The sequence below is a fragment of the Rossellomorea sp. QJM3NY_18 genome (assembly GCF_056173145.1).
Genome location: NZ_CM149659.1, coordinates 2,517,640 through 2,537,491, shown reverse-complemented (window position 1 = coordinate 2,537,491; position 19,852 = coordinate 2,517,640). Strand labels below are relative to the sequence as shown.

Here is a 19,852-nt window from a genome sequence, read left to right as displayed (position 1 = left end):
AAAAGGGGCGGAGAATTACTGTATTAATCCAAAAAAAAGGTGGGAGGATTCACATGCTTCCAAAACAAGATATTATGTTAAAGTTAGCTGAAATTGAAGAAAGCCTCAATCAGTTGGAACAGAGCCTGCATGACCGAATCTCAGTCGAAGAGCATGAAGGATTGAGTACCTTATCCGATCAGATACAGAAAATGGACAATCAATTAAGTTCAATGGAGAGAAAAACCGGTTCTAAAACGGTTCTTATGAAGAATAGAGAAAAGTCCTATGTCTTACAAAAACTTGAATTATCCTTTAAGACGTCTTAAACTGATTTTATAAGAAAGTAGCATGGTGCTACTTTTATTTTTTGTCTAGATTTTACATGGAGGGCTTTTTTTGAAAGAATTGAAACAAGTAACGGAAGAGCTTCTCGTGCTGGTCGAGAAGATGATGATTGAATATAAAAGCAGACGCGAGTCAGGTGAAAAAGGGGACTTTTATACTGAAGTGAAGCCGTTTGCGGACGAAGTGAAAGAAAAGAATGACCGATGGAAGGACCTGTCCCTGAATTGGATCAAAGAAACTAAGCCGAAGCACATCCATTTCCCTCAGATTCTCAATACTTTCGATAATATAGAAATGTTATCGGTCCATTGCTTTTTTCCTGAATCCAGTTACAACCGGTTTATCAGTCATTATCAATCTGTTTCGTACGTTCTCGGGACAGAGCTCGATGAACTTAATGAAAAATAAGAGGCTGCCCTTGGCAGCCTCTTTCTTATGGAGTTGAAATAGCATTTTCTTCTTTTGTATTGATCTCTTTCGCTAACCCTCTGTAGTGATGAAAGGAGATTTCATTTGAAATATAAAGTTTTTTGGCCAGTGTAAGAAGTTCTTGTTGGTCGGTTGCTTGATACTGTTTACTGCTTTCATATCTTTTCAGCAATTCGTTAAGGTTCATCTTGATTCCTCCCAATACACATATTTCATATGAATGATAATAGCTCTCTATCTACCCTCATCCTATCATAGAAAACCCTTTCTTTAAGTTGTAAGAATAGTGTAACTTCCGACATTTTTCTTAAGGGTTGTCGAAAGATCTTTATGGGTTCTTTCACCATTTTTCCGAATGTACATAAAGTATAGTAACCACTAAAAGTAGGGGGGCTAAGTATGAATTCTTCACCTTTTTCGAGACAGATGCGATATCAGCCATACCCATATCACCATTCGCAGCATCAGAATATGGGTATGATGGTGAACTATCCTGTTCAAGGAATGAGACCACCGAATTATGGACCTTATCAACCCAATTTTTTACCACAGCCGGATGGACCATATACAGGTGCCGCGAGTCAGATAAATCAATATCAGCAGATGAATCAGCCTCAGAAGATGAATCCATATTTTGAAAATCCTCTTCAGCACAAAGAGTATAATCCATATCAAATGAAAGCGATGGAACAGCAGTCATATGCGAATCCCTACCCGAAAGCATCTTTTATGGCGAAACCTTCTTCAGGTGGGGTAAGTGGCATCATGAACTCCTTTAAGTCGCAGGACGGATCGTTGGACTTCAACAAAATGATGAATACGACTGGACAAATGATGGGTGCCATCAATCAAGTTTCTTCTCTTGTAAAAGGCTTAGGCGGGATATTTAAATTCTAGACAAAAAAGGAGCTGCACTCCCGGAGGCCACTGAAAAAGCCCCTTCTTTACTAAACAGCGTATCTTTCTTCGAGAAATCGAAGAAAGATACGCTGTTTTCTTGTAAAATGAAGATATTACATAAAAGTGAGGGATTGGATGCTTGACCATCAGTTATCAATGAACGTAAGTCAATTTGGGGGATTATATGATGTGGTTGTACCTCAAAATCACCTTCTTCGTAAAATCAATAACCTTGTGGACTTCTCCTTTATCTATGACGAATTAAAGGATAAATATTGTCATACGAATGGACGAAACGCCGTCCATCCTATTCGCATATTTAAATATCTTCTTTTAAAAACTATTTATACGTTATCCGACGTTGATCTTATTGAAAGAACCAAGGTGGATATGTCTTTTAAGTTTTTCTTAGAAATGGCACCGGAAGATGATGTGATTGATCCAAGTTTATTGGCCTACTTTCGACGTAAGCGACTGGAGGACGAAGACTTATTAGACACATTGATTAACAAGACGGTTGAAATCGCTCTTGAAAAAGGAGTGATTCGATCCAAGTCGGTCATTGTAGACGCTACTCATACGAGTTCCCGATATAATCAGACCTCCCCTGTCGAAGTATTGAGAAATCGTTCGAAAAAAGTGCGGAAAATGATTTATACAATCGATGAAACGATGAAGGAAAAGTTCCCGACTAAACCGACGGAGGATACGATTGAAGCCGAGTTGGAATATACTCAAAAGCTTGTGGAAGTCATTGAAAAAGAACCAAGATTAACCGAATTTCCGAAAGTAAAAGAACCATTAAATTTACTCAAAGAGACTGTGGAAGATGATTTATTGGAACTTCAACAGTCGGAAGATCCCGACGCACGAGTCGGTCATAAATCAGCGGATTCCTCCTTCTTCGGATACAAAACGCACTTAGCCATGGTCCAGGAGCGAATCATAACCGCCGCGACGATTACAACAGGTGAAAAAACGGATGGAAAAGAGTTACCTACGTTAATTGAAAAAAGCAAAAAAGCTGGAATTGAAGTGAAAGAAGTCATTGGTGACGCGGCTTATTCTGAGAAGAAAAATCTGACGTACGCGAAAGAAAATGAGTTTGAGTTAATCGCGAAGCTCAACCCTTCTGTCTCTCATGGGTATCGAAAAAAAGGAGAGGAGTTTGAATATAATAAAGATGCCGGCATGTACGTTTGTCCTGCGGGGCATATGGCGATAAGGAAAGCACGACAAGGGAAGAAAAACCAATCCACCAATCAAACGGATACATACTATTTTGATGTGGAAAAATGTAAAAGTTGTCCTTTTCAAGAAGGGTGTTATAAGCTCGGAGCAAAAACTAAATCCTATTCGGTTAGTATTAAATCAGAAGAACATACTAAACAAATCGAATTTCAAAATAGTGAACATTTTAAGGAGAGAGCAAAAGAACGATACAAAATCGAAGCAAAGAATAGTGAACTAAAACACAGACACGGTTATGAGATCGCCTCATCGTCGGGTCTAAAAGGCATGCGTATCCAAGGAGCCATGGCCATATTCACCGCCAATATAAAACGAATCATAAAATTAATGGACTAATAGAAGGGAGAAAGCTTCCTTTTTAGTCAAAAAAAACGGCCCGTTTGGAGAAATTCACTCCAAACGGGCCGTTTTTTATTTTACTATCTCTGAGAGGCCATAGTTCTTCAGTGGCCTCCACTCCCGCAGCTCCTTTTTCATTTACTCAATTTGTATTCGCTTCCCTGATTCCTTGTTCGCTTTTACTGATAATAAACCATCTTTATAAGAAGCTTTCACATTCTTTTCGTTAACGGTTCTTGGAAAGGATACCGTCCTGCTGCTTTTTCTCATGGATTGCTTCCTTCTGATTGTCTGGTGATTTTCATTTTCTTCTGAATATATTTCTTTATGGGTCACAGAGATCGTGATGTACTGAGGAAACACATCGAGTTGTATTTGCTCTCTGTTTACACCGGGAAGTTCCGCAGTGACGAGGTAATGATCGTCAGTTTCACTCAATTCAACGGGGAATGAGCCAAATGGGTTGACAGAAGATGTGAAGAATTCATCGATACTTTGTAACATGCCTTTCATCGGTCTTTCATGAAAGAATTCATTCATGGAATGCATCAGGTCACCAAAACCGCCTTTATTTGAATCCTTGGACATGGGTATGCTCCTTTCACGCAAACGTATTCATACTAGTTTATGGCCCACTCAAGAAAATGTGCATTTGTCCTATGTAACCTTTGGAAAAAAAAGAGAGAGTATTCCTTCCCTCGAGCTCATTCACTTTTTGAGAAAGGATGAATATGGAAAGGTGGTTTTTTTACTTTAGTTTCGAACATAGATTCGGTAAAATAAGTAGGAGAGGTGATAGACATGTTCAAGAAAAATAACCTTCAGCAGTTGATAGAATTTTTTAAGAAAGATCCGGATTTCAATAAACAGATTGTTCATTGGCATACCATTGATGAAAAACCTGCCCAATTGGTAGACTTGCCACTTGAAATAAATGAAAGAATTAAAGAAGCGTTGCATAAGAGAGGGATGGAAAAACTTTATACCCATCAACGTTCAGCCTTTAGGCTTGCAATGGAAGGGAAAAGCTTCACAGCCGTCACACCAACCGCTTCTGGTAAGACGCTTTGCTATAATCTTCCGGTGCTTCAAACCATTCTGGATAATCCGGATTCCCGGGCCTTATACATTTTCCCTACGAAGGCACTTGCACAGGACCAGAAGAGTGAGCTGAACGAAATCATCGCAGAGGCCGAGGTTTCCATCAATAGCTATACATATGACGGGGACACGTCTGCAAATATCCGTCAAAAGGTGAGGAAAGCGGGGCATATCGTCATCACAAATCCTGATATGCTGCATTCGGCCATCCTTCCTCATCATACGAAATGGGTGTCTTTGTTCGAGAACCTGAAATACGTCATTATCGATGAACTTCATATATATAGAGGGGTGTTTGGCTCCCATGTCAGCAATGTGATCAGAAGATTGAAACGCATTTGTGAATTTTATGGAGCTTCACCCGTATTCATTTGCACATCTGCAACGATCGCCAACCCAAAAGAACTGGCAGAGCAATTAACAGGAACGGAAATGAATTTAATCGATAATAACGGGGCGCCAAGTGCAAAGAAACACTTCGTATTCTACAATCCACCCATCGTCAATAAACCCCTCAATATCCGTCGGAGTGCGACTCTGGAGGTGAGGAGGATCGCTGGCGAACTATTGAAAAATAAAGTGCAAACCATCATATTCGCGAGAAGTAGGGTCCGGGTGGAAATCATTCTTACGTACTTACAAGAATTGGTGAAAAGTCAATTAGGTGCGAAATCCATCAGAGGTTATCGGGGAGGGTACCTTCCCACCCAGCGAAGAGAAATTGAAAAAGGCTTGAGGCAGGGTGATATATATGGGGTTGTCAGTACAAATGCCCTTGAATTGGGTGTCGACATCGGCCAATTGCAAGTATGTATCATGACGGGATATCCCGGCACGATCGCAAGTGCCTGGCAGCAGGCAGGAAGGGCGGGGAGAAGACATGGTGAGTCCTTGGTCATCATGGTGGCGAGCTCCAGTCCACTGGATCAATTCATCATCGAACACCCGGATTATTTCTTTGAGCAGACTCCTGAAACCGCGCGGATCAATCCTGATAATTTAATCATTCTCATTGATCATATCAAGTGTGCTGCTTATGAGTTGCCTTTCAGGGAAGGGGAACAATTTGGCAGACATGAAATGGAAGATATACTGGAATTTCTCGTAGAAGAGCGGGTCGTTCATAAAAATGGTGACAAGTGGTATTGGATGAACGATGTTTTCCCTGCACATAACATCAGCCTTCGATCGGCGTCACAGGAAAATGTTATCATCATTGATCAAACCGATATTTCATCCGTGAAGGTAATTGGGGAAATGGACCGTTTTTCGGCCATGACATTATTGCATGATGAAGCGATTTATTTACATCAAGGTGTTCAGTTTCAGGTTGAAAAGCTCGACTGGGAAGAAAAAAAGGCGTTTGTACGGGAGGTCGATGTCGATTATTTTACGGATGCCAACCTGGCTGTACAATTAAGGGTGCTTGAAACCGACAAAATGAGAGAATCAGACATGTTCGATGTGGCATACGGGGATGTAACCGTTCAAGCGATGGCCACGATATTCAAAAAAATAAAATTCGACACCCATGAAAATATCGGTTCAGGTCCGATTCATCTTCCAGAAGAAGAGCTCCATACGAGTTCGAGCTGGATATCGTTAAAAGACGCAGCCTCTTTCAGTCAGGAACGACTTGAAGAGGGACTTATCGGGGTTTCCCAAAGCCTGAAATCGATCATCCCTTTGTTTGTCATGTGCGACCCAAGCGACATTTTCGTTGTGCCACAAATCAAGGCCGCCCACAATGAACTGCCCACCATCTTCATTTACGACCGGTATCCGGGCGGAATCGGGCTAAGTGAAAAAGTATATGAACAGATAGAGAAGATTCTCCTTGAGTCATATTCCATGATAGAACGATGCCCATGTCAAAGCGGCTGTCCTTCCTGCATCGGGATGGAGCATTCCATGGATACGGCCAAATTCGATTCATTGAAACTTCTTCGTCAATTCCTTCAATGAAAAATGGAAGGGGGGAACCGATATGTCAGTGAAAAATAAATTAGCTAGAATGAAAAAACATATTATCCGGGAAGAAGACGGGGAGCCTGCAGCACAAACGGAAGACCATTCATCAGATTTGCCCTTTTGGGAACTATGGAAAGAAAATGGAACAACTGCGTATTATATTGATGATGATTTCTGCCTGGTTAAGGAAAAGCGCTATCCCATTCATCACCAACATGGGGATTACACGTTTAAAGATTTTATAAAAGCCGTAAATGCCTGGCAGGGGTTTACAGGGGACCATCCCCTATCTTCTAAAGGGCTTCACCCTGAAGATATGTTTTTTTTCGATACGGAAACGACCGGACTTGGTGGGGGAGTAGGAAATACCATCTTCCTATTGGGACATGGAAGGGTGACTGATAAAGAAGTGATCGTGACACAGCACTTCCTGCCTCAGCCGGGAAGTGAAATCCCTTTATATCACAGCTTCTTGAGCAATGTAGATTATAATACGCTTGTAACGTACAATGGGAAGGCATTTGATTGGCCTCAGGTTAAGACAAGGCATACCCTTATTAAAGATCATGTACCCAACCTGCCTGCATTCGGGCATTTCGACCTTTACCACGGTTCCAGAAGACTCTTTAAGCATAAATTGGACTCCGTCAAGCTCATGAACGTCGAACGGAATATCCTTGGGTTTAACAGAGTCGATGATGTGCCCGGGTACCTTGCTCCGATGATCTATTTCGATTATATCGAGCGTAAAGATCCTGAAGGTATCTTCAAGGTCATGACCCATAACGAACTGGATATCTTATCCCTCATCACCCTATATACTCACCTGACGTTCCAGCTATTGAACGTTCATGACAAGGCGACCGGGCATGAACGATTCGAAGTCGGAAGATGGCTCGAATATACGGGTAACAGGAAAATAGCCAAGGAACGCTACGAGGAAATCATTAAAGAGAATGAAGACCCAAACTTTAAGGCAGTACATCAGCTTGCCCTTCAATATAAAAAAGAAAAACAGGAAAAGAAGGCGATTGAGTTGTGGGAAGGGATTTATGAAAACGCACCTGTTACCATACGGAAAGTTGTTCTGTTGGAATTGGCCAAATTGTATGAGCATAAAACGAAGGATTTAAAACGGGCTCTGGAGATGTGCCATCGACTTTTGGACTTGACTGATAATACAGGGGGAACCAAAACTAAGGACCTCACAATAATAGGGAATCTGAATCATCGCAAGGCTCGGATAGAGGATAAAATAGACAAAAATATAGGTTATGTATCCCGGAAGAGCAAACAGTAATATTTTTAGCGTGAAAGTGGTTCCATCTCCTTATTTTTATATTGAGAATTTTCTAAAGTAGATGTAAAATAATTAATTGTGTTGAAAATTTTTATTGAAAAAAGGAATGATGAAAATGAACCGTGCCATCTTAATTTTGTTCTTTGTGGTCATTGGTTTAACAGCCTATGTTTTTACCAATTATTCACAAAGTTTATATAGCTTAATGTAAGTCTTCCGAAATAACTTCCTAAAAATAGGTATTTTCATTAGTACATGTACCCTCTCCTCTTCATAGGCTATTAATGTAGCAACCAAGAGATGAAAGGAGAGCGTTACGATGTATTGTAGACCAAGACCTAATCAAGTGCTTCCTGCAGTTATGCACCCGACGAAATGTTGTGTGAATCACAACATGACTACCTATGAGGTGCCTCATATTCACCCGACACACACAACCAATGTGAATAATGTTATGTATCAACATAAACATTATTTCCCTCACACTCAATCACAAGTAGACAGTGTGTCCCACCAACAGATTAATTGTGGTGGCGGACCAGGAGGACCTCAAGGACCAGGAGGCCCTGTCGGCCCGGGATTCGGCCCTCGTCCAAGACCGCCATTCGGACCTTACGGAATGGGAAGATAATAGAATTAATGATGTCAGAGGGATGCCTCTAAAAGACTGGATTCAGTGATGTAGATCACTTTTCTAAGGAGAACACAGTCTTTATGCAGGCATCTCCTCTTTTTCATGCTGAGAGATCGCAACATGGATATTTCCCCATCTCAGAAATCCGTTAAATATGATACAATAGATTGAGAAGGTTTGGGGTACACTAGTAAAGAGAACCAAAGGTGCCCAAAGTTTATTAAAGGGGTTTTCCATGTGGGGAATGTTGCATGCATTGCTGGATATAAATCCTTTGAATTGGGAATTTTCAAGCAGGATGACAAAGCGGTTTATTACATAAAGCAAGCATTAAAGAAAGAATTGGTATCACTCCTGGATGAAGGATTGGAATGGGTGCTCATCAGCGGGCAGCTTGGCGTAGAGCTGTGGGGAGCGGAAGTTGTGTTTGAACTTCAGGAGGACTACACTGAGCTTAAACTGGCCGTGTTGACCCCTTTTATTTCTCAGGAGGAAAACTGGAACGAACAGAATAAGGAATACTATGAACTGATTCTTTCTCAAGCCGATTTTGTCGAAACCATCTCGAAAGATCCTTATAAGAGTCCTCAGCAGTTTCGCAACAAGAATCAATTATTTTTACACAAAAGCCATTCATGTGTGATTCTATATGATGAGGAAAAAGATGGTTCGCCTAAATATTTCTATGAAGAAGCGAAAAAAAAGAAACAGTCCGACCCATCTTTTGATCTCAGGGCTATCAGCTTCCATGATTTACAGTGGATCGTTGAGGAGGAACAGTGGAAGACAGACTGAAGAATTATGACTTAATCCGGCTTTTCATGGGAAACAGAATCACTGAAGGATGAAATACGATTGACAAATGGATGGTTATTTGAAAAAATAATAGTGATAAATATAGAGGTGAATAAGAATGATCTCAGATAAAGTGAAGTTAACGGCAAAGGATATTCTCGAGAAAGAGTTCAAAAGTGGTATGCGAGGGTATAAGCCGGAAGATGTGGATAAATTTTTAGATTTGATTATTAAAGACTATGAAACCTTTCATCAAGAGATAGAAGACCTACAGCAGGAAAACCTGCGACTGAAAAAGCAGGCAGAGGGTGCTCTGAAGCAACAGCGCTCAACGGCTCCGCCTCAACAGACCGGAACCACGAATTTCGATATTTTAAAGCGTTTATCGAATTTAGAGAAACACGTTTTTGGTAACAAATTATACGACTGATATTTCCAGTTGAATTATTGGGGGGATTACCGTATAATTAGGTATTGCTGATCCTTAATGGTGTTTGGGTAATCGCTGCAACGATTCGTTGTAGAGGAAAGTCCATGCTCGCACGGTGCTGAGATGCACGTAGTGTTCGTGCCTAGCCAATTCATAAGCTAGGGCAGTCCAACCCGGGCTGACGGCAGGGAAAACACCTACGTCCTTTACGGATATGGTGTGACTACTTTGAAAGTGCCACAGTGACGAAGTCCTGTTAGAAATGGCAGGAGTGGAACGAGGTAAACCCCACGAGCGAGAAACCCAAATTTGGTAGGGGAATCCTCTCGAAGGAATTGAACGAAGAGAGGGACAAAGGAATTTCCTTTGTAGATAGATGATTACCACCCGAGTACGAGACGAATAGTCGCCTGCAGTACAACGGAACAAAACATGGCTTACAGAACACTATTACGGGATAAGAGCAATATGGATTAAATAATGCAAGTGACTGATACATGCAGGTAATACACTGCTCTTTTGTATCAGTCCTTTTTATTTTACAGGAAACAGGACCATACTAGTGATAGTTGCATATTTATGAACGGGGTGACAAATATGAGTACATATACATTGATCGCAACGGCAGCAATGGGCTTAGAATCCATTGTTGCCAAAGAAGTGAAGGAATTGGGGTACGAATGTCAGGTCGATAATGGAAAGGTCATCTTCGAGGGAGATGAAACGGCCATTGCACGTGCCAATATGTGGTTGAGGACCGCTGATAGAATTAAAATCCTTGTTGGTGATTTCAAGGCTTATTCCTTTGATGAACTATTTGAAAATACAAAGAAGCTTCCTTGGGAGGAATTTCTCCCTGTAGACGCAGAGTTCCCTGTGCAGGGGAAATCTGTTAAATCAAAACTATACAGTGTTCCGGACTGTCAAGCTATCGTGAAAAAAGCAATTGTAGAACGGCTTCGTACTGCTTACAAGCGAACGTCATGGCTGGACGAAACCGGCCCTCTTTTCAAGATTGAGGTGGCCATTCACAAAGATGTGGCGAGCATCACCCTTGATACAAGTGGTCAAGGTCTCCATAAACGTGGATATAGAATCGGACAAGGTGAAGCGCCTTTAAAGGAGACGCTAGCTGCTGCCCTTATTCAATTAACGACCTGGAATCCTGACCGTCCCTTTATGGATCCATTCTGCGGGTCCGGGACCATTGCCATCGAAGCTGCGCTGATCGGGCAAAATATCGCTCCCGGATTCAATCGAGAATTTCTGTCAGAGGAGTGGCCGTTGATGCCTGCCGACGTGTGGGAGAAAACACGTTTGGAAGCCGAGGGTTTGGCTAACTATGATCAGCCTCTTGAAATACTCGGTACGGACATCGATCATCGAATGATTGAAATTTCCAAAGAGAATGCTTTAGAAGCAGGACTTGGAGACCTGGTGAAATTCAAGCAAATGCAAGTCCGGGATTTCACTTCGGAATTAGAGTACGGCATCATCGTCGGGAATCCTCCATACGGAGAACGTCTGGGTGAACGTAAAGAAGTAGAGAAGATGTATCAAGAAATGGGAAGAGCCTTTGAAAAACTGGATACCTGGTCTGTATACATGCTGACTTCCCATGAAAACTTTGAACAATGCTACGGGAAACAAGCCACAAAAAAACGAAAATTGTTCAATGGATTCATCCGGACAGACTATTATCAATTCTTCGGGCCACGCCCCCCAAGAAAGTGATATTATAGGATTGTTGGAAAAAGATGATGAAGTTCAGAATAACCCTCTCACTTCCTGCGTATAATAGTTCTATCATTTTTAGAGGAGTGAAAGAGGATGGACCATTCTTTCATCGATTTCCACAAAATCTATCAGGCCTTACAAAACTCTATTTCTTCTATTTCAGGTGAAGAAGCGGAGGCCGTACCACTGGACCTCCATGAAGCATCAAAAAACCTGGATCAGGCATTTCAATATGAATTATTGAAAAAAAAGAGAATATACGGCTGAGTGCACTCTCGAAAAGCTAGGGACATCCATACAACTGGTAGACTCACCCTTTGTATGGAGAGTCCCTTTTCTTTTGGGTGTAGATCATGTTGAGCTCATGAGGTAAAATATCCATTATCCTTATTCATTAAAAAAGAATTCTAGTAAAGTAGAAATATTGTGTCGTGCAGGAGGTCCATATGAGAAGAAAATTACCATTTGAACTAACCAAGGAGCAATCCTTTTATGAAGCATTATCCGATTGGGTCGGGGATGTTTTTTATGATGTATTGCCAGATAAGGGATTTGATTTGCGGGATGAACAGGTTTTTATGGCCTTTCAACTTAATCAGGCATACAAGAATAAGCAGGTCATGTTTGCCGAAGCAGGTGTTGGCACGGGGAAAACCCTTGTGTATCTGTTATATGCCCTTTCCTATGCAAGGTATACGGGAAAGCCTGCCATCATCGCTTGTGCAGATGAAACCCTAATCGAGCAGATCGTCAAAAAAGAAGGGGATATAGAGAAGCTTGAGAAAGCCCTGGATCTGGATATCGATGTCCGCCTGGCAAAATCGAGGGAGCAATATCTTTGTATCAAGAAATTAGAAGAAAATGCTTCTCAAAATGATGTCTATCAGGATATGTGGGAAGAATTGCCGGGCTTCGTCCATGACAATTCCTCCATGAGAAGCTTCAGTCATTACGGGGATCGGAAAGAATATGCCAGCTTGTCAGATGAAGAGTGGAATTCTGTAGGCTGGGATTCCCTTCAGGACTGCATGTCCTGTGCCTATCGTCATCGCTGCGGACTGACGCTTCATCGTGAGCATTACCGGAATGCGGCTGACTTGATCATCTGTTCTCATGACTTCTATATGGAACATATCTGGACGAAAGACAGCAGAAAGCGGGAAGGTCAGCTGCCGCTCCTTCCGGAAGCAAGCTCAGTCGTCTTTGACGAAGGGCACCTATTGGAATTTGCCTCACAGAAAGCGATGACCTACCGGATGAGGATGGAGACACTTGAAGGACTGTTAGAAAAGCTGTCTTCATCTGATATGAGGGAGGAGACTCTTTATATCATTGAAGATATCATGGTCGACAACGAAAAGTGGTTCGAGCTTCTTGAGAAAGAATCCAAAGGGGAATCTGGATCCGATAGGCAGTACATCCTTCGTTCAGAAGCGATCTTGAAGCAGGCCAGGTCTCTTACGGAAAAAATCGAGAACCTGCTGAATGAACTTGTTTTTGAAAGCGAAATGTACGTAATGGATGATTATTTGTTAAAAGTGGTGGAGGAATACCTGGAGCAGATTCAGTATTCATTAAAACTGTTTTTAGATGATGAAAAAGGAATCTACTGGCTGGAAACATCAGAGGAAGAACATACCTTTGTGGTAATGCCGAGATTAGTAGAGGAAATCTTAAAAGAACACGTTTTCAGTCAAAATATCCCATTTATCTTTTCTTCTGCAACCCTTTCCTATGATGGTGACTTTTCTTATGTGTCACGATCACTGGGAATTGAAAAATATGAAAAATTTTCAGTGGAATCCCCTTATGAATATGAGGATATGATGAAAGCACATATTCCCCCTTTGGATTCCGGTGTTCATTCGAAAAATCAATATATTTGGGATAAATTACAGAATAATCAAGGAAGATCATTGATTCTTTTTACCTCCAAGGATGAGATGAACGCCTTTAGGTCGTATCAGATTCAACAGGCGGATCAAAACTGGAGTGTCATCTATGAAGGTGACCGTGAGATCAGTGATACGGTAGAACAGTTCCAGCAGGAAACGTCTACGGTCCTTTGTTCCTATCATCTATGGGAAGGATTGGACGTGCCAGGGGAGTCCCTTTCACAAGTGATCATTTATTCCCTTCCATTCCCGCCGAAAGACCCCGTCTTTGATGCGAAACGAAAGCATGCCACCCATTCCGTGGAAGAAGTGGATCTTCCTTACATGATCCTTCGCTTGAGACAAGGAATCGGACGTCTGATTCGGACAAGTGAAGACAAGGGGAGCATCCACGTGCTGTTGAATGATGACGAAATCTCATACAGAGAATTGGCAGAGTCCGTCCTGCCCGTTGGAATCGAAGTGTTGAACGCATAAAAGAGTGTACTGAAACCGCCTGAATGGGCGGTTTTTTCGTAATATGATAAAATAGATTGAATGTTAAAAAAAGGGGGGCTTTTTGAATGAAAGAATCAGTATTAGAGACAAAAGATCAATTTCATGAATATGTGAAAAAAATGTCTGCCTACAACGAAGCACTTGGTTTGATGTTCTGGGATTTGCGTACCGGCGCTCCAAAAAACGGGGCAGAACAACGGTCAGAAGTGATAGGGATGCTTTCATCTGAGCTGTTCGAGATGTCCACTTCCAATGAAATGGCAGCTTACTTAGCGAAACTATCTCCAAAGATGGATCAATTGGATTCTATGACACAAAAATTAATAGAAGAGTGTCAAAAAGAGTATGATCGAAATAAAAAGATTCCCGCTTCTGAATACAGGGAATACGTGGTATTACAGTCGAAAGCGGAAGGTAAATGGGAAGAAGCGAAAGAAAAAGCGGATTTTGATATGTTCAAGCCTTATTTAGAAAAGCTTGTGGCACTCACAAAACGCTTCATTGATTACTGGGGATACGAAGATAATAAATACGATACATTATTGGATATGTATGAGCCGGGTGTGACGGTAGATGTATTGGATAAGGTATTTGGGGATCTTCGTGATCAAATCGTCCCACTTGTACATAAAATTTCTAAATCGGAAAATAAACCAAAAACCGATTTCCTTTTTGAACACTTTCCAAAGGAACGTCAAAAGGATTTCAGTTTGAAAATCCTTGAACAAATGGGGTATGATTTCAATTCAGGAAGACTGGATGAAACGGTTCACCCGTTTGCGATTGGTTTGAACCCTGGCGATGTAAGGGTAACAACTAAATATGACGAAAAGGATTGGAGAACAGCCGTCTTCGGAACGATCCACGAGGGGGGACATGCCCTGTATGAACAAAACATTTCAAAGGATTTGATGGGCACACCCCTCTGCACGGGAACATCCATGGGAATCCATGAGTCTCAATCCCTGTTTTATGAAAATTTTGTAGGGAGGGACCATTCTTTCTGGAAGCAAAATTATTCGTTATTGAAGGATTACTCAAAGGGACAGTTTGATTCTGTTGGATTGGATGACTTTTACAGAGCGATCAATGAATCGAAGCCTTCACTGATCCGGATCGAGGCAGATGAATTAACATATGCCCTGCATATCATCATCCGTTATGAAATTGAAAAAGGATTGTTCAATGATGAGATTGAGGTGAAAGATCTCCCTGAAATCTGGAATCAGAAATATGAAGAATACTTAGGTATCCGCCCTTCCCATAATGGAGAAGGTGTCCTCCAGGATGTCCATTGGGCCGGTGGAAGCTTTGGTTACTTTCCGTCATACGCGCTCGGTTATATGTATGCTGCACAGTTAAAGCGTGCGATGTTAGAAGATATTCCTCATTATGAAGAGCTCCTTGAAAAAGGGGATCTTGCTCCCGTGAGAGAATGGTTGACTGAGCATGTTCATCAATGGGGCAAGATGAAAAAACCGCTTGAAATCATCAGGGAAGTGACCGGAGAAGGGCTTAATGCCCAATACTTGGCCGATTATTTAACGGAGAAGTATTCAAGGGTATATTCCTTAAATTAAACACTGGAGGCAAAAATCATGGATATTAATGTAGCATCACTAGAGGATAAATTGCTTGTTGGAATCGGCTGGACAGGTCCATATGGAAGAGGGTCCGAGATCCCGAGACTATTCACTAAGTTTCAACAGATGATCCCATCCATTCATCATATAAATGGAGATGAATGCATATACGCACCTTTCCATGATAGGGCGACTGATTTTACGTACTATTGTACCGTTGAGGTTGATCGCGTGGAGAAGCTTCCACCGGGGTTAGTCGAACTGTCACTCCCTGCTGGCGATTATGCACACGCACTTTATGAAGGTCTGTCGACAGAAGTGGAACAAGCCTATTTCGCCATCTTTAATTGGATTAAAGAAAATGGGTTTGAAAAAGATTACTCTAGACTGAGTGTCGAGAAGTACCTATCTCAGGACCGTGAAATCAACGAAACGGAAGATAGAAGGAAATTAGAGCTGTTTGTCCCAATTAAACAGAAATAGAAATGAGGCTGCTTCATTTGAAGCAGCCTCTTCTTATGCTTGTTACCACATTCTATAACCTTTAGATGCGGGTGGGGCGTTTTGGATCATGTCGATGAATGGGACGGTGTAGGCGACGAGGATGAGAGCGACCAGGATGGTTAACCAGATCCGCCAGTTCTCGAGAGCCATCGGTGTCCTTTCGGCTGTATCAGCCGTTTCACCGACAGGAAATTCCTCATCTCCTTTTGGAGCGAAGAATGCAAGGTTGATAAAGATGTATAGAACAAGAATGATTCCCATAAACAGGATCGTGCCCCCGATCGCCTGCGCGATTTGGTATGGAATCCAATCCAGTGCCTGTGGTGCATCCCCATAAGTGGAGTAAGAAGATCTTCTTGGTGCACCCAGTAATCCAACCGCATGCATAGCGCCAGACATGATGCTCATTCCGACCGCCCATACGATAGCCTGCACGATGGCCAGTTTGTTCATCGCTTTCGTTAAGACACGCCCGGTCAGGTGAGGGACAAGCCAATAAGCAATCCCAAAGAAGGTCAAGACGACAGATGTGGCGAGGGTTAAATGAAAGTGACCGGTGACCCAAATCGTGTTATGGATCACCTGATTCATTTGATTGGATGCATTGATCAATCCGCCGGCTCCTGCAGGGATGAAAGCAACCATTCCGATGAACGGTACTGTAAATCTGGCGTCACCCCATGGCAGCTTCTTGAACCATCCGAATAATCCCGTAGCGCCCTTGGATCTCCCGTACATTTCAAAAGTTGCAAACAAAGAGAATGCTGTCATCAGGGAAGGGATGACTACCATGAACGTCAGGGTCACTTGCAGGAATTTCCAATAAGCATCAATTCCCGGCTCCACTAATTGATGGTGAAAACCGACCGGTATCGAGAATAGAAGGAAAAGGATAAAGGATAGTCGTGCCAATGAATCTGAAAAAATTTTCCCACCAATGATTTTCGGAATGATCACATACCATGCCATATAAGCCGGCAGCAGCCAGAAATAGACGAGTGGGTGGCCGAAATACCAGAACAGGGTACGACTGACAAGAACGTCGACCCTGTCCACCAGACCAAGGGACCAGGGAAGGAGCTGAAATAGAACAGTTCCTGCAACGCCGATGGTGGCAACAATCCATAAGACGGTGTTGATGATGCTCATGAAAGTTAACAAAGGGCTCGGTTGTCCGGGATGTTCTTTTCTCCAGCTCATATATTTCATGATCATCCCTGATCCTCCAAGCCAGCTGCCCACCACCACGAAGGTCAATCCTAAATAAAAGATCCAGTGGGCTTGGAGTGGAGCATAAAATGTATAAAGGACCGTAGCTTCATTTAATAGAATCATGACTGCTGCCATGATGGTTCCAAGAAGCATGACCCAGAATCCTAACCACCCCATAAAGCGGGATTTTCCAGAGTAAGTCCCTGAAGTCCGGGAAATGGCCGCATGCTGGAATCCGAGTATAAAGAATGTCGTCAGTACCAATCCGAGTAATACCCCGTGAACAGTCAATACTTGATAATAACCAATCCCTGCAGGCAAAGTGAATCTGCCTGAGCGGACCAAAACCTGTAACAGGCCGGCGAGTCCCCCTAATGCAAGAGCGGCAAATCCAACGTAAATATGGGCCATGGCCAGTGTAGCATCCTTTTTATCAATTTTTACAAATGGTTTCATCTAGTCCACCACCCTTAACATAGATTTCATCGTGTGATGACCTACACCACAGTATTCATTACAAACAATGAGGAACTCTCCAGATTTGTCGAGTGTTGTTGTGTATTCACTGACAAACCCCGGTTCAAGCATCATATTGATATTGGTTCCTGCCACTTCAAACCCATGAACAACATCCTTGGTTGTGGCCGTGATTTTCAGTGTAGATCCTTTAGGGATTTCAATTTCCCCAGGGGAATAAAGGAAAGCTGAAGCCACAAATACCAACTCATAATCCCAAGCCTTTCCTTCCACTTTTTTAAGTCCAGGTTCGTTAAATGGAGCTATTTTGTCCACCTGTTCCGGATTGACGTAGGCCTTCGCGCTTGGAGGCTGATGCCCCTGGTGAAAAGCACTGATTCCCAATATGATTAAAAATAAGATAAGAGACCCTGATCCAAGCGTCAACCACCATTTCTCATAGCGATGCATATGCATATAAATCACTCCTTAAATTAAAAACGATTAAGAAATAACAAAAATACCCCAAGCCATGTAAGGACTAAAAAACCTCCTAAAAATAAAACTGAAGTGAATGTGCCTTTTAATGAGGTGGACTCCTTCATTTTGACTTCCGTTTTTTGATGTAATTCCGGTTTCCCCATTCCTCTCATTCCTTCCATCAATTATTCACTGATTTGATACTTCAATCATAAGCGGGTACACTTCTTGAATCTGTGATAAATATCACACTTAAAGGGGTGGTATGTGAAATATATGTGAAGTGATTGAAAAATAGGCAATCGGGTGTGTTCATTTGTGTGAACCTGATGCATAAAGTGTAGGAATGAAGAGGAAGGTGACGATCAAATGGAAAAGTATTATTGTAAACAGTGCTGTCAAATCTTCTCTGATAAAAAAATCTGTCCTCAATGCCAGCTGCCGGTGGAAGCGAAGATACATATCGAGGTCCATCATCAACAAGGGAAAAAGGATCATCGGTGAGACTTTGAAGACATGCTGTGCTAATATAAAGAAGATTCGAATAATAGATAAGGCGGTGGAGAATTTGTTTGTTCCTTCATTTTCATTGAAAGGTAAATTGGCCGTTGTCACAGGTGCAGGCCGGGGAATTGGACGTGCCCTTAGTATTGGATTAGCGGAATCTGGGTCCGATGTAGTCCTGTTGTCAAGAACGAGGGATGATTTAGAAGAAACGGCAAGTGTAATCGAGAAGCTTGGAAGGAAGGCTCATATCCTCCCGACAGATGTGACATCACGTGACGACATAAACAAAGTGATCACCTACATAGAAAATCATGGCTTGTCCATCGATATTTTGATTAATAATGCAGGGATGAATATACGTTCAGCAGCGCTTTCGGTAACGGATGAGGAATGGCAGAAAATCATGGATACGAACTTGAAATCAGCCTTTATGATGAGCCAGGAAGTGGGAAGGCATATGAAAGAGAGGGGCCGGGGGAAAATCATAAACATTGCATCCGTCGCCGGCCACGTTGCCCTCAGGACCGGGGTCGTATATGCTTCCACGAAAGCGGCCATGATTCAAATGACGAAGGTATTAGCCATGGAATGGGGAAAATACAATATTAATGTAAACAGTATCGGTCCATGGTATTTCAAGACACCTTTAACGAAGGAACTTCTGCAAAATGAAGAGTATGTAAATGATATACTGGCAGTGACTCCTTTAAAAAGGATCGGTGAGCTCGAGGAATTGGTGGGCCCGGCGGTCTTCCTTTCATCAGATGCCTCAAACTATATTACCGGACAAACCCTTTATGTAGACGGTGGGATGACGATCAACGGTTTTTGAATTGTTCCAGGATAAAAGGCTAACCTCTCTTTAAAGGTTAGCCTTTTATCCATTTGCTATTCAATCATCAGTATCACTAAAAAGTCGCCGACATTTTCAATGGAAATCGGCAGTTTCAAAGCTTTGTCAAAGCCATACATTTTCGATTGCCCCACAATGACGGTCGGCGGTGTGATGTCCAGTGAATGGCCGGCTTGTGCGAGGAGAGTAGCAAGATTCCCTGCAATCATATTCCCGAGTTCGCCCGCGAAAGATTCAAGCATTTCACCTTCCAGGGGCATTCCGAACATGGATGCTCCCAAACCTTGAAAGCCCTCTTCTTCTCCATCAATGATCATCCGTCCTCTTACGTCACCCGTAAACCCGATGAGTACACCAATCTTATGCTGACTAAACGGCTCTGACAGCAATGTGGGCTTTAAAACAGTCACACGCAAAGGGATGACCCCTTTAATGGCTTCTACTGAACTATTAAGTATATCGGTGACACTTTTAGTTAAAATCATGTCGTATCCTCCAGTATTTTGTCACAATAATCATACCATATGTACTAGGGATAAAGGATGGTATTTTCACGCGCTGTTCATACTAAAGAACTATTTTTTGGGGTGGGGGTTTATAAATAATAGAAAAACAAAAGGTCATACATGATTTATGGGCATGTGGAAAAG

21 protein-coding genes and 1 other RNA gene are annotated in these 19,852 nt (G+C 42.2%); 17 read left to right on the top strand and 5 right to left on the bottom strand.

Annotated elements, in window-relative coordinates:
• Positions 1 to 53: 53 nt before the first annotated feature.
• Positions 54 to 308, top strand: coding sequence for a hypothetical protein (locus tag AC0VXY_RS13040; RefSeq protein WP_435990342.1), 255 nt, complete (start codon positions 54 to 56; stop codon positions 306 to 308).
• A gap of 70 nt (positions 309 to 378) precedes the next feature.
• A complete protein-coding gene (locus tag AC0VXY_RS13035; protein ID WP_435990343.1) occupies positions 379 to 735 on the top strand; it encodes a YppE family protein in 357 nt (118 codons plus the stop codon).
• A gap of 25 nt (positions 736 to 760) precedes the next feature.
• Here the strand turns inward: AC0VXY_RS13035 and yppF are convergent, their stop codons facing one another.
• A complete protein-coding gene (yppF, locus tag AC0VXY_RS13030; RefSeq protein WP_475525488.1) occupies positions 761 to 943 on the bottom strand; it encodes a YppF family protein in 183 nt (60 codons plus the stop codon).
• A gap of 212 nt (positions 944 to 1,155) precedes the next feature.
• Between yppF and AC0VXY_RS13025 the strand changes: the two genes are divergently transcribed.
• Together AC0VXY_RS13025 and AC0VXY_RS13020 are read left to right on the top strand one after the other, a co-directional pair.
• Complete coding sequence (locus AC0VXY_RS13025) at positions 1,156 to 1,653, top strand: YppG family protein (protein WP_475525487.1); 498 nt, start codon at positions 1,156 to 1,158, stop codon at positions 1,651 to 1,653.
• A 138-nt stretch (positions 1,654 to 1,791) separates the two neighbouring features.
• Positions 1,792 to 3,243, top strand: coding sequence for an IS1182 family transposase (locus tag AC0VXY_RS13020; protein WP_475525486.1), 1,452 nt, complete (start codon positions 1,792 to 1,794; stop codon positions 3,241 to 3,243).
• Positions 3,244 to 3,384: 141 nt separating this feature from the next.
• On the opposite strand, the gene AC0VXY_RS13015 is transcribed toward AC0VXY_RS13020, so the two are convergent.
• The gene (locus AC0VXY_RS13015) at positions 3,385 to 3,834 is read right to left on the bottom strand and encodes an Hsp20/alpha crystallin family protein (RefSeq protein ID WP_435990345.1); all 450 of its coding nucleotides are present in this window, start codon (positions 3,832 to 3,834) and stop codon (positions 3,385 to 3,387) included.
• Positions 3,835 to 4,047: 213 nt separating this feature from the next.
• Here AC0VXY_RS13015 and AC0VXY_RS13010 point away from each other — a divergent pair, with 213 nt between their 5' ends.
• The 11 genes from AC0VXY_RS13010 (at position 4,048) to AC0VXY_RS12960 (ending at position 15,673) form a co-directional block, all read left to right on the top strand.
• Entirely contained in the window at positions 4,048 to 6,312 is a 2,265-nt protein-coding gene (locus AC0VXY_RS13010) for a DEAD/DEAH box helicase (protein ID WP_475525485.1), read from the top strand.
• 49 nt (positions 6,313 to 6,361) lie between these two features.
• Positions 6,362 to 7,618 carry a ribonuclease H-like domain-containing protein gene (locus AC0VXY_RS13005; protein WP_475525484.1) on the top strand — a complete coding sequence of 419 codons (1,257 nt, stop codon included), beginning with the start codon at positions 6,362 to 6,364 and terminating at the stop codon, positions 7,616 to 7,618.
• Positions 7,619 to 7,937: 319 nt separating this feature from the next.
• Positions 7,938 to 8,249, top strand: a complete 312-nt coding sequence (locus AC0VXY_RS13000) for a CotD family spore coat protein (RefSeq protein WP_475525483.1) — start codon at positions 7,938 to 7,940, stop codon at positions 8,247 to 8,249.
• Between the two features lie 240 nt (positions 8,250 to 8,489).
• On the top strand, positions 8,490 to 9,047 hold the full coding sequence (locus tag AC0VXY_RS12995) for an SLOG family protein (RefSeq protein WP_475525482.1): 558 nt from the start codon (positions 8,490 to 8,492) through the stop codon (positions 9,045 to 9,047).
• 118 nt (positions 9,048 to 9,165) lie between these two features.
• Positions 9,166 to 9,477: a cell division regulator GpsB gene (gene gpsB / locus AC0VXY_RS12990; protein ID WP_475525481.1), complete on the top strand. Its 312-nt coding sequence runs from the start codon at positions 9,166 to 9,168 to the stop codon at positions 9,475 to 9,477.
• A 60-nt stretch (positions 9,478 to 9,537) separates the two neighbouring features.
• Positions 9,538 to 9,922, top strand: an RNA gene (rnpB, locus tag AC0VXY_RS12985) — RNase P RNA component class B.
• Positions 9,923 to 10,074: 152 nt separating this feature from the next.
• Positions 10,075 to 11,211 carry a THUMP domain-containing class I SAM-dependent RNA methyltransferase gene (locus AC0VXY_RS12980; RefSeq protein WP_475525480.1) on the top strand — a complete coding sequence of 379 codons (1,137 nt, stop codon included), beginning with the start codon at positions 10,075 to 10,077 and terminating at the stop codon, positions 11,209 to 11,211.
• A gap of 96 nt (positions 11,212 to 11,307) precedes the next feature.
• Entirely contained in the window at positions 11,308 to 11,481 is a 174-nt protein-coding gene (locus AC0VXY_RS12975) for a hypothetical protein (RefSeq protein WP_475525479.1), read from the top strand.
• A 179-nt stretch (positions 11,482 to 11,660) separates the two neighbouring features.
• Positions 11,661 to 13,586 (top strand): ATP-dependent DNA helicase, encoded by a 1,926-nt coding sequence (locus tag AC0VXY_RS12970; RefSeq protein ID WP_475525478.1) that lies wholly within the window; start codon positions 11,661 to 11,663, stop codon positions 13,584 to 13,586.
• 86 nt (positions 13,587 to 13,672) lie between these two features.
• Positions 13,673 to 15,187 (top strand): carboxypeptidase M32, encoded by a 1,515-nt coding sequence (locus tag AC0VXY_RS12965; protein WP_475525477.1) that lies wholly within the window; start codon positions 13,673 to 13,675, stop codon positions 15,185 to 15,187.
• An 18-nt stretch (positions 15,188 to 15,205) separates the two neighbouring features.
• Positions 15,206 to 15,673 carry a GyrI-like domain-containing protein gene (locus AC0VXY_RS12960; RefSeq protein WP_435990353.1) on the top strand — a complete coding sequence of 156 codons (468 nt, stop codon included), beginning with the start codon at positions 15,206 to 15,208 and terminating at the stop codon, positions 15,671 to 15,673.
• A 42-nt stretch (positions 15,674 to 15,715) separates the two neighbouring features.
• Here the strand turns inward: AC0VXY_RS12960 and AC0VXY_RS12955 are convergent, their stop codons facing one another.
• Positions 15,716 to 17,362: a b(o/a)3-type cytochrome-c oxidase subunit 1 gene (locus tag AC0VXY_RS12955; RefSeq protein WP_475525476.1), complete on the bottom strand. Its 1,647-nt coding sequence runs from the start codon at positions 17,360 to 17,362 to the stop codon at positions 15,716 to 15,718.
• The gene (locus AC0VXY_RS12950) at positions 17,363 to 17,839 is read right to left on the bottom strand and encodes a cytochrome c oxidase subunit II (protein ID WP_475525475.1); all 477 of its coding nucleotides are present in this window, start codon (positions 17,837 to 17,839) and stop codon (positions 17,363 to 17,365) included.
• Between the two features lie 372 nt (positions 17,840 to 18,211).
• Between AC0VXY_RS12950 and AC0VXY_RS12945 the strand changes: the two genes are divergently transcribed.
• Positions 18,212 to 18,346 carry a hypothetical protein gene (locus AC0VXY_RS12945; protein WP_435990356.1) on the top strand — a complete coding sequence of 45 codons (135 nt, stop codon included), beginning with the start codon at positions 18,212 to 18,214 and terminating at the stop codon, positions 18,344 to 18,346.
• Positions 18,347 to 18,410: 64 nt separating this feature from the next.
• Positions 18,411 to 19,181 carry an SDR family NAD(P)-dependent oxidoreductase gene (locus AC0VXY_RS12940; RefSeq protein ID WP_435990357.1) on the top strand — a complete coding sequence of 257 codons (771 nt, stop codon included), beginning with the start codon at positions 18,411 to 18,413 and terminating at the stop codon, positions 19,179 to 19,181.
• Between the two features lie 56 nt (positions 19,182 to 19,237).
• Here AC0VXY_RS12940 and AC0VXY_RS12935 read toward each other — a convergent pair whose 3' ends face one another.
• Positions 19,238 to 19,687, bottom strand: coding sequence for a chemotaxis protein CheX (locus AC0VXY_RS12935; RefSeq protein ID WP_475525474.1), 450 nt, complete (start codon positions 19,685 to 19,687; stop codon positions 19,238 to 19,240).
• Between the last annotated feature and the right edge of the window lie 165 nt (positions 19,688 to 19,852).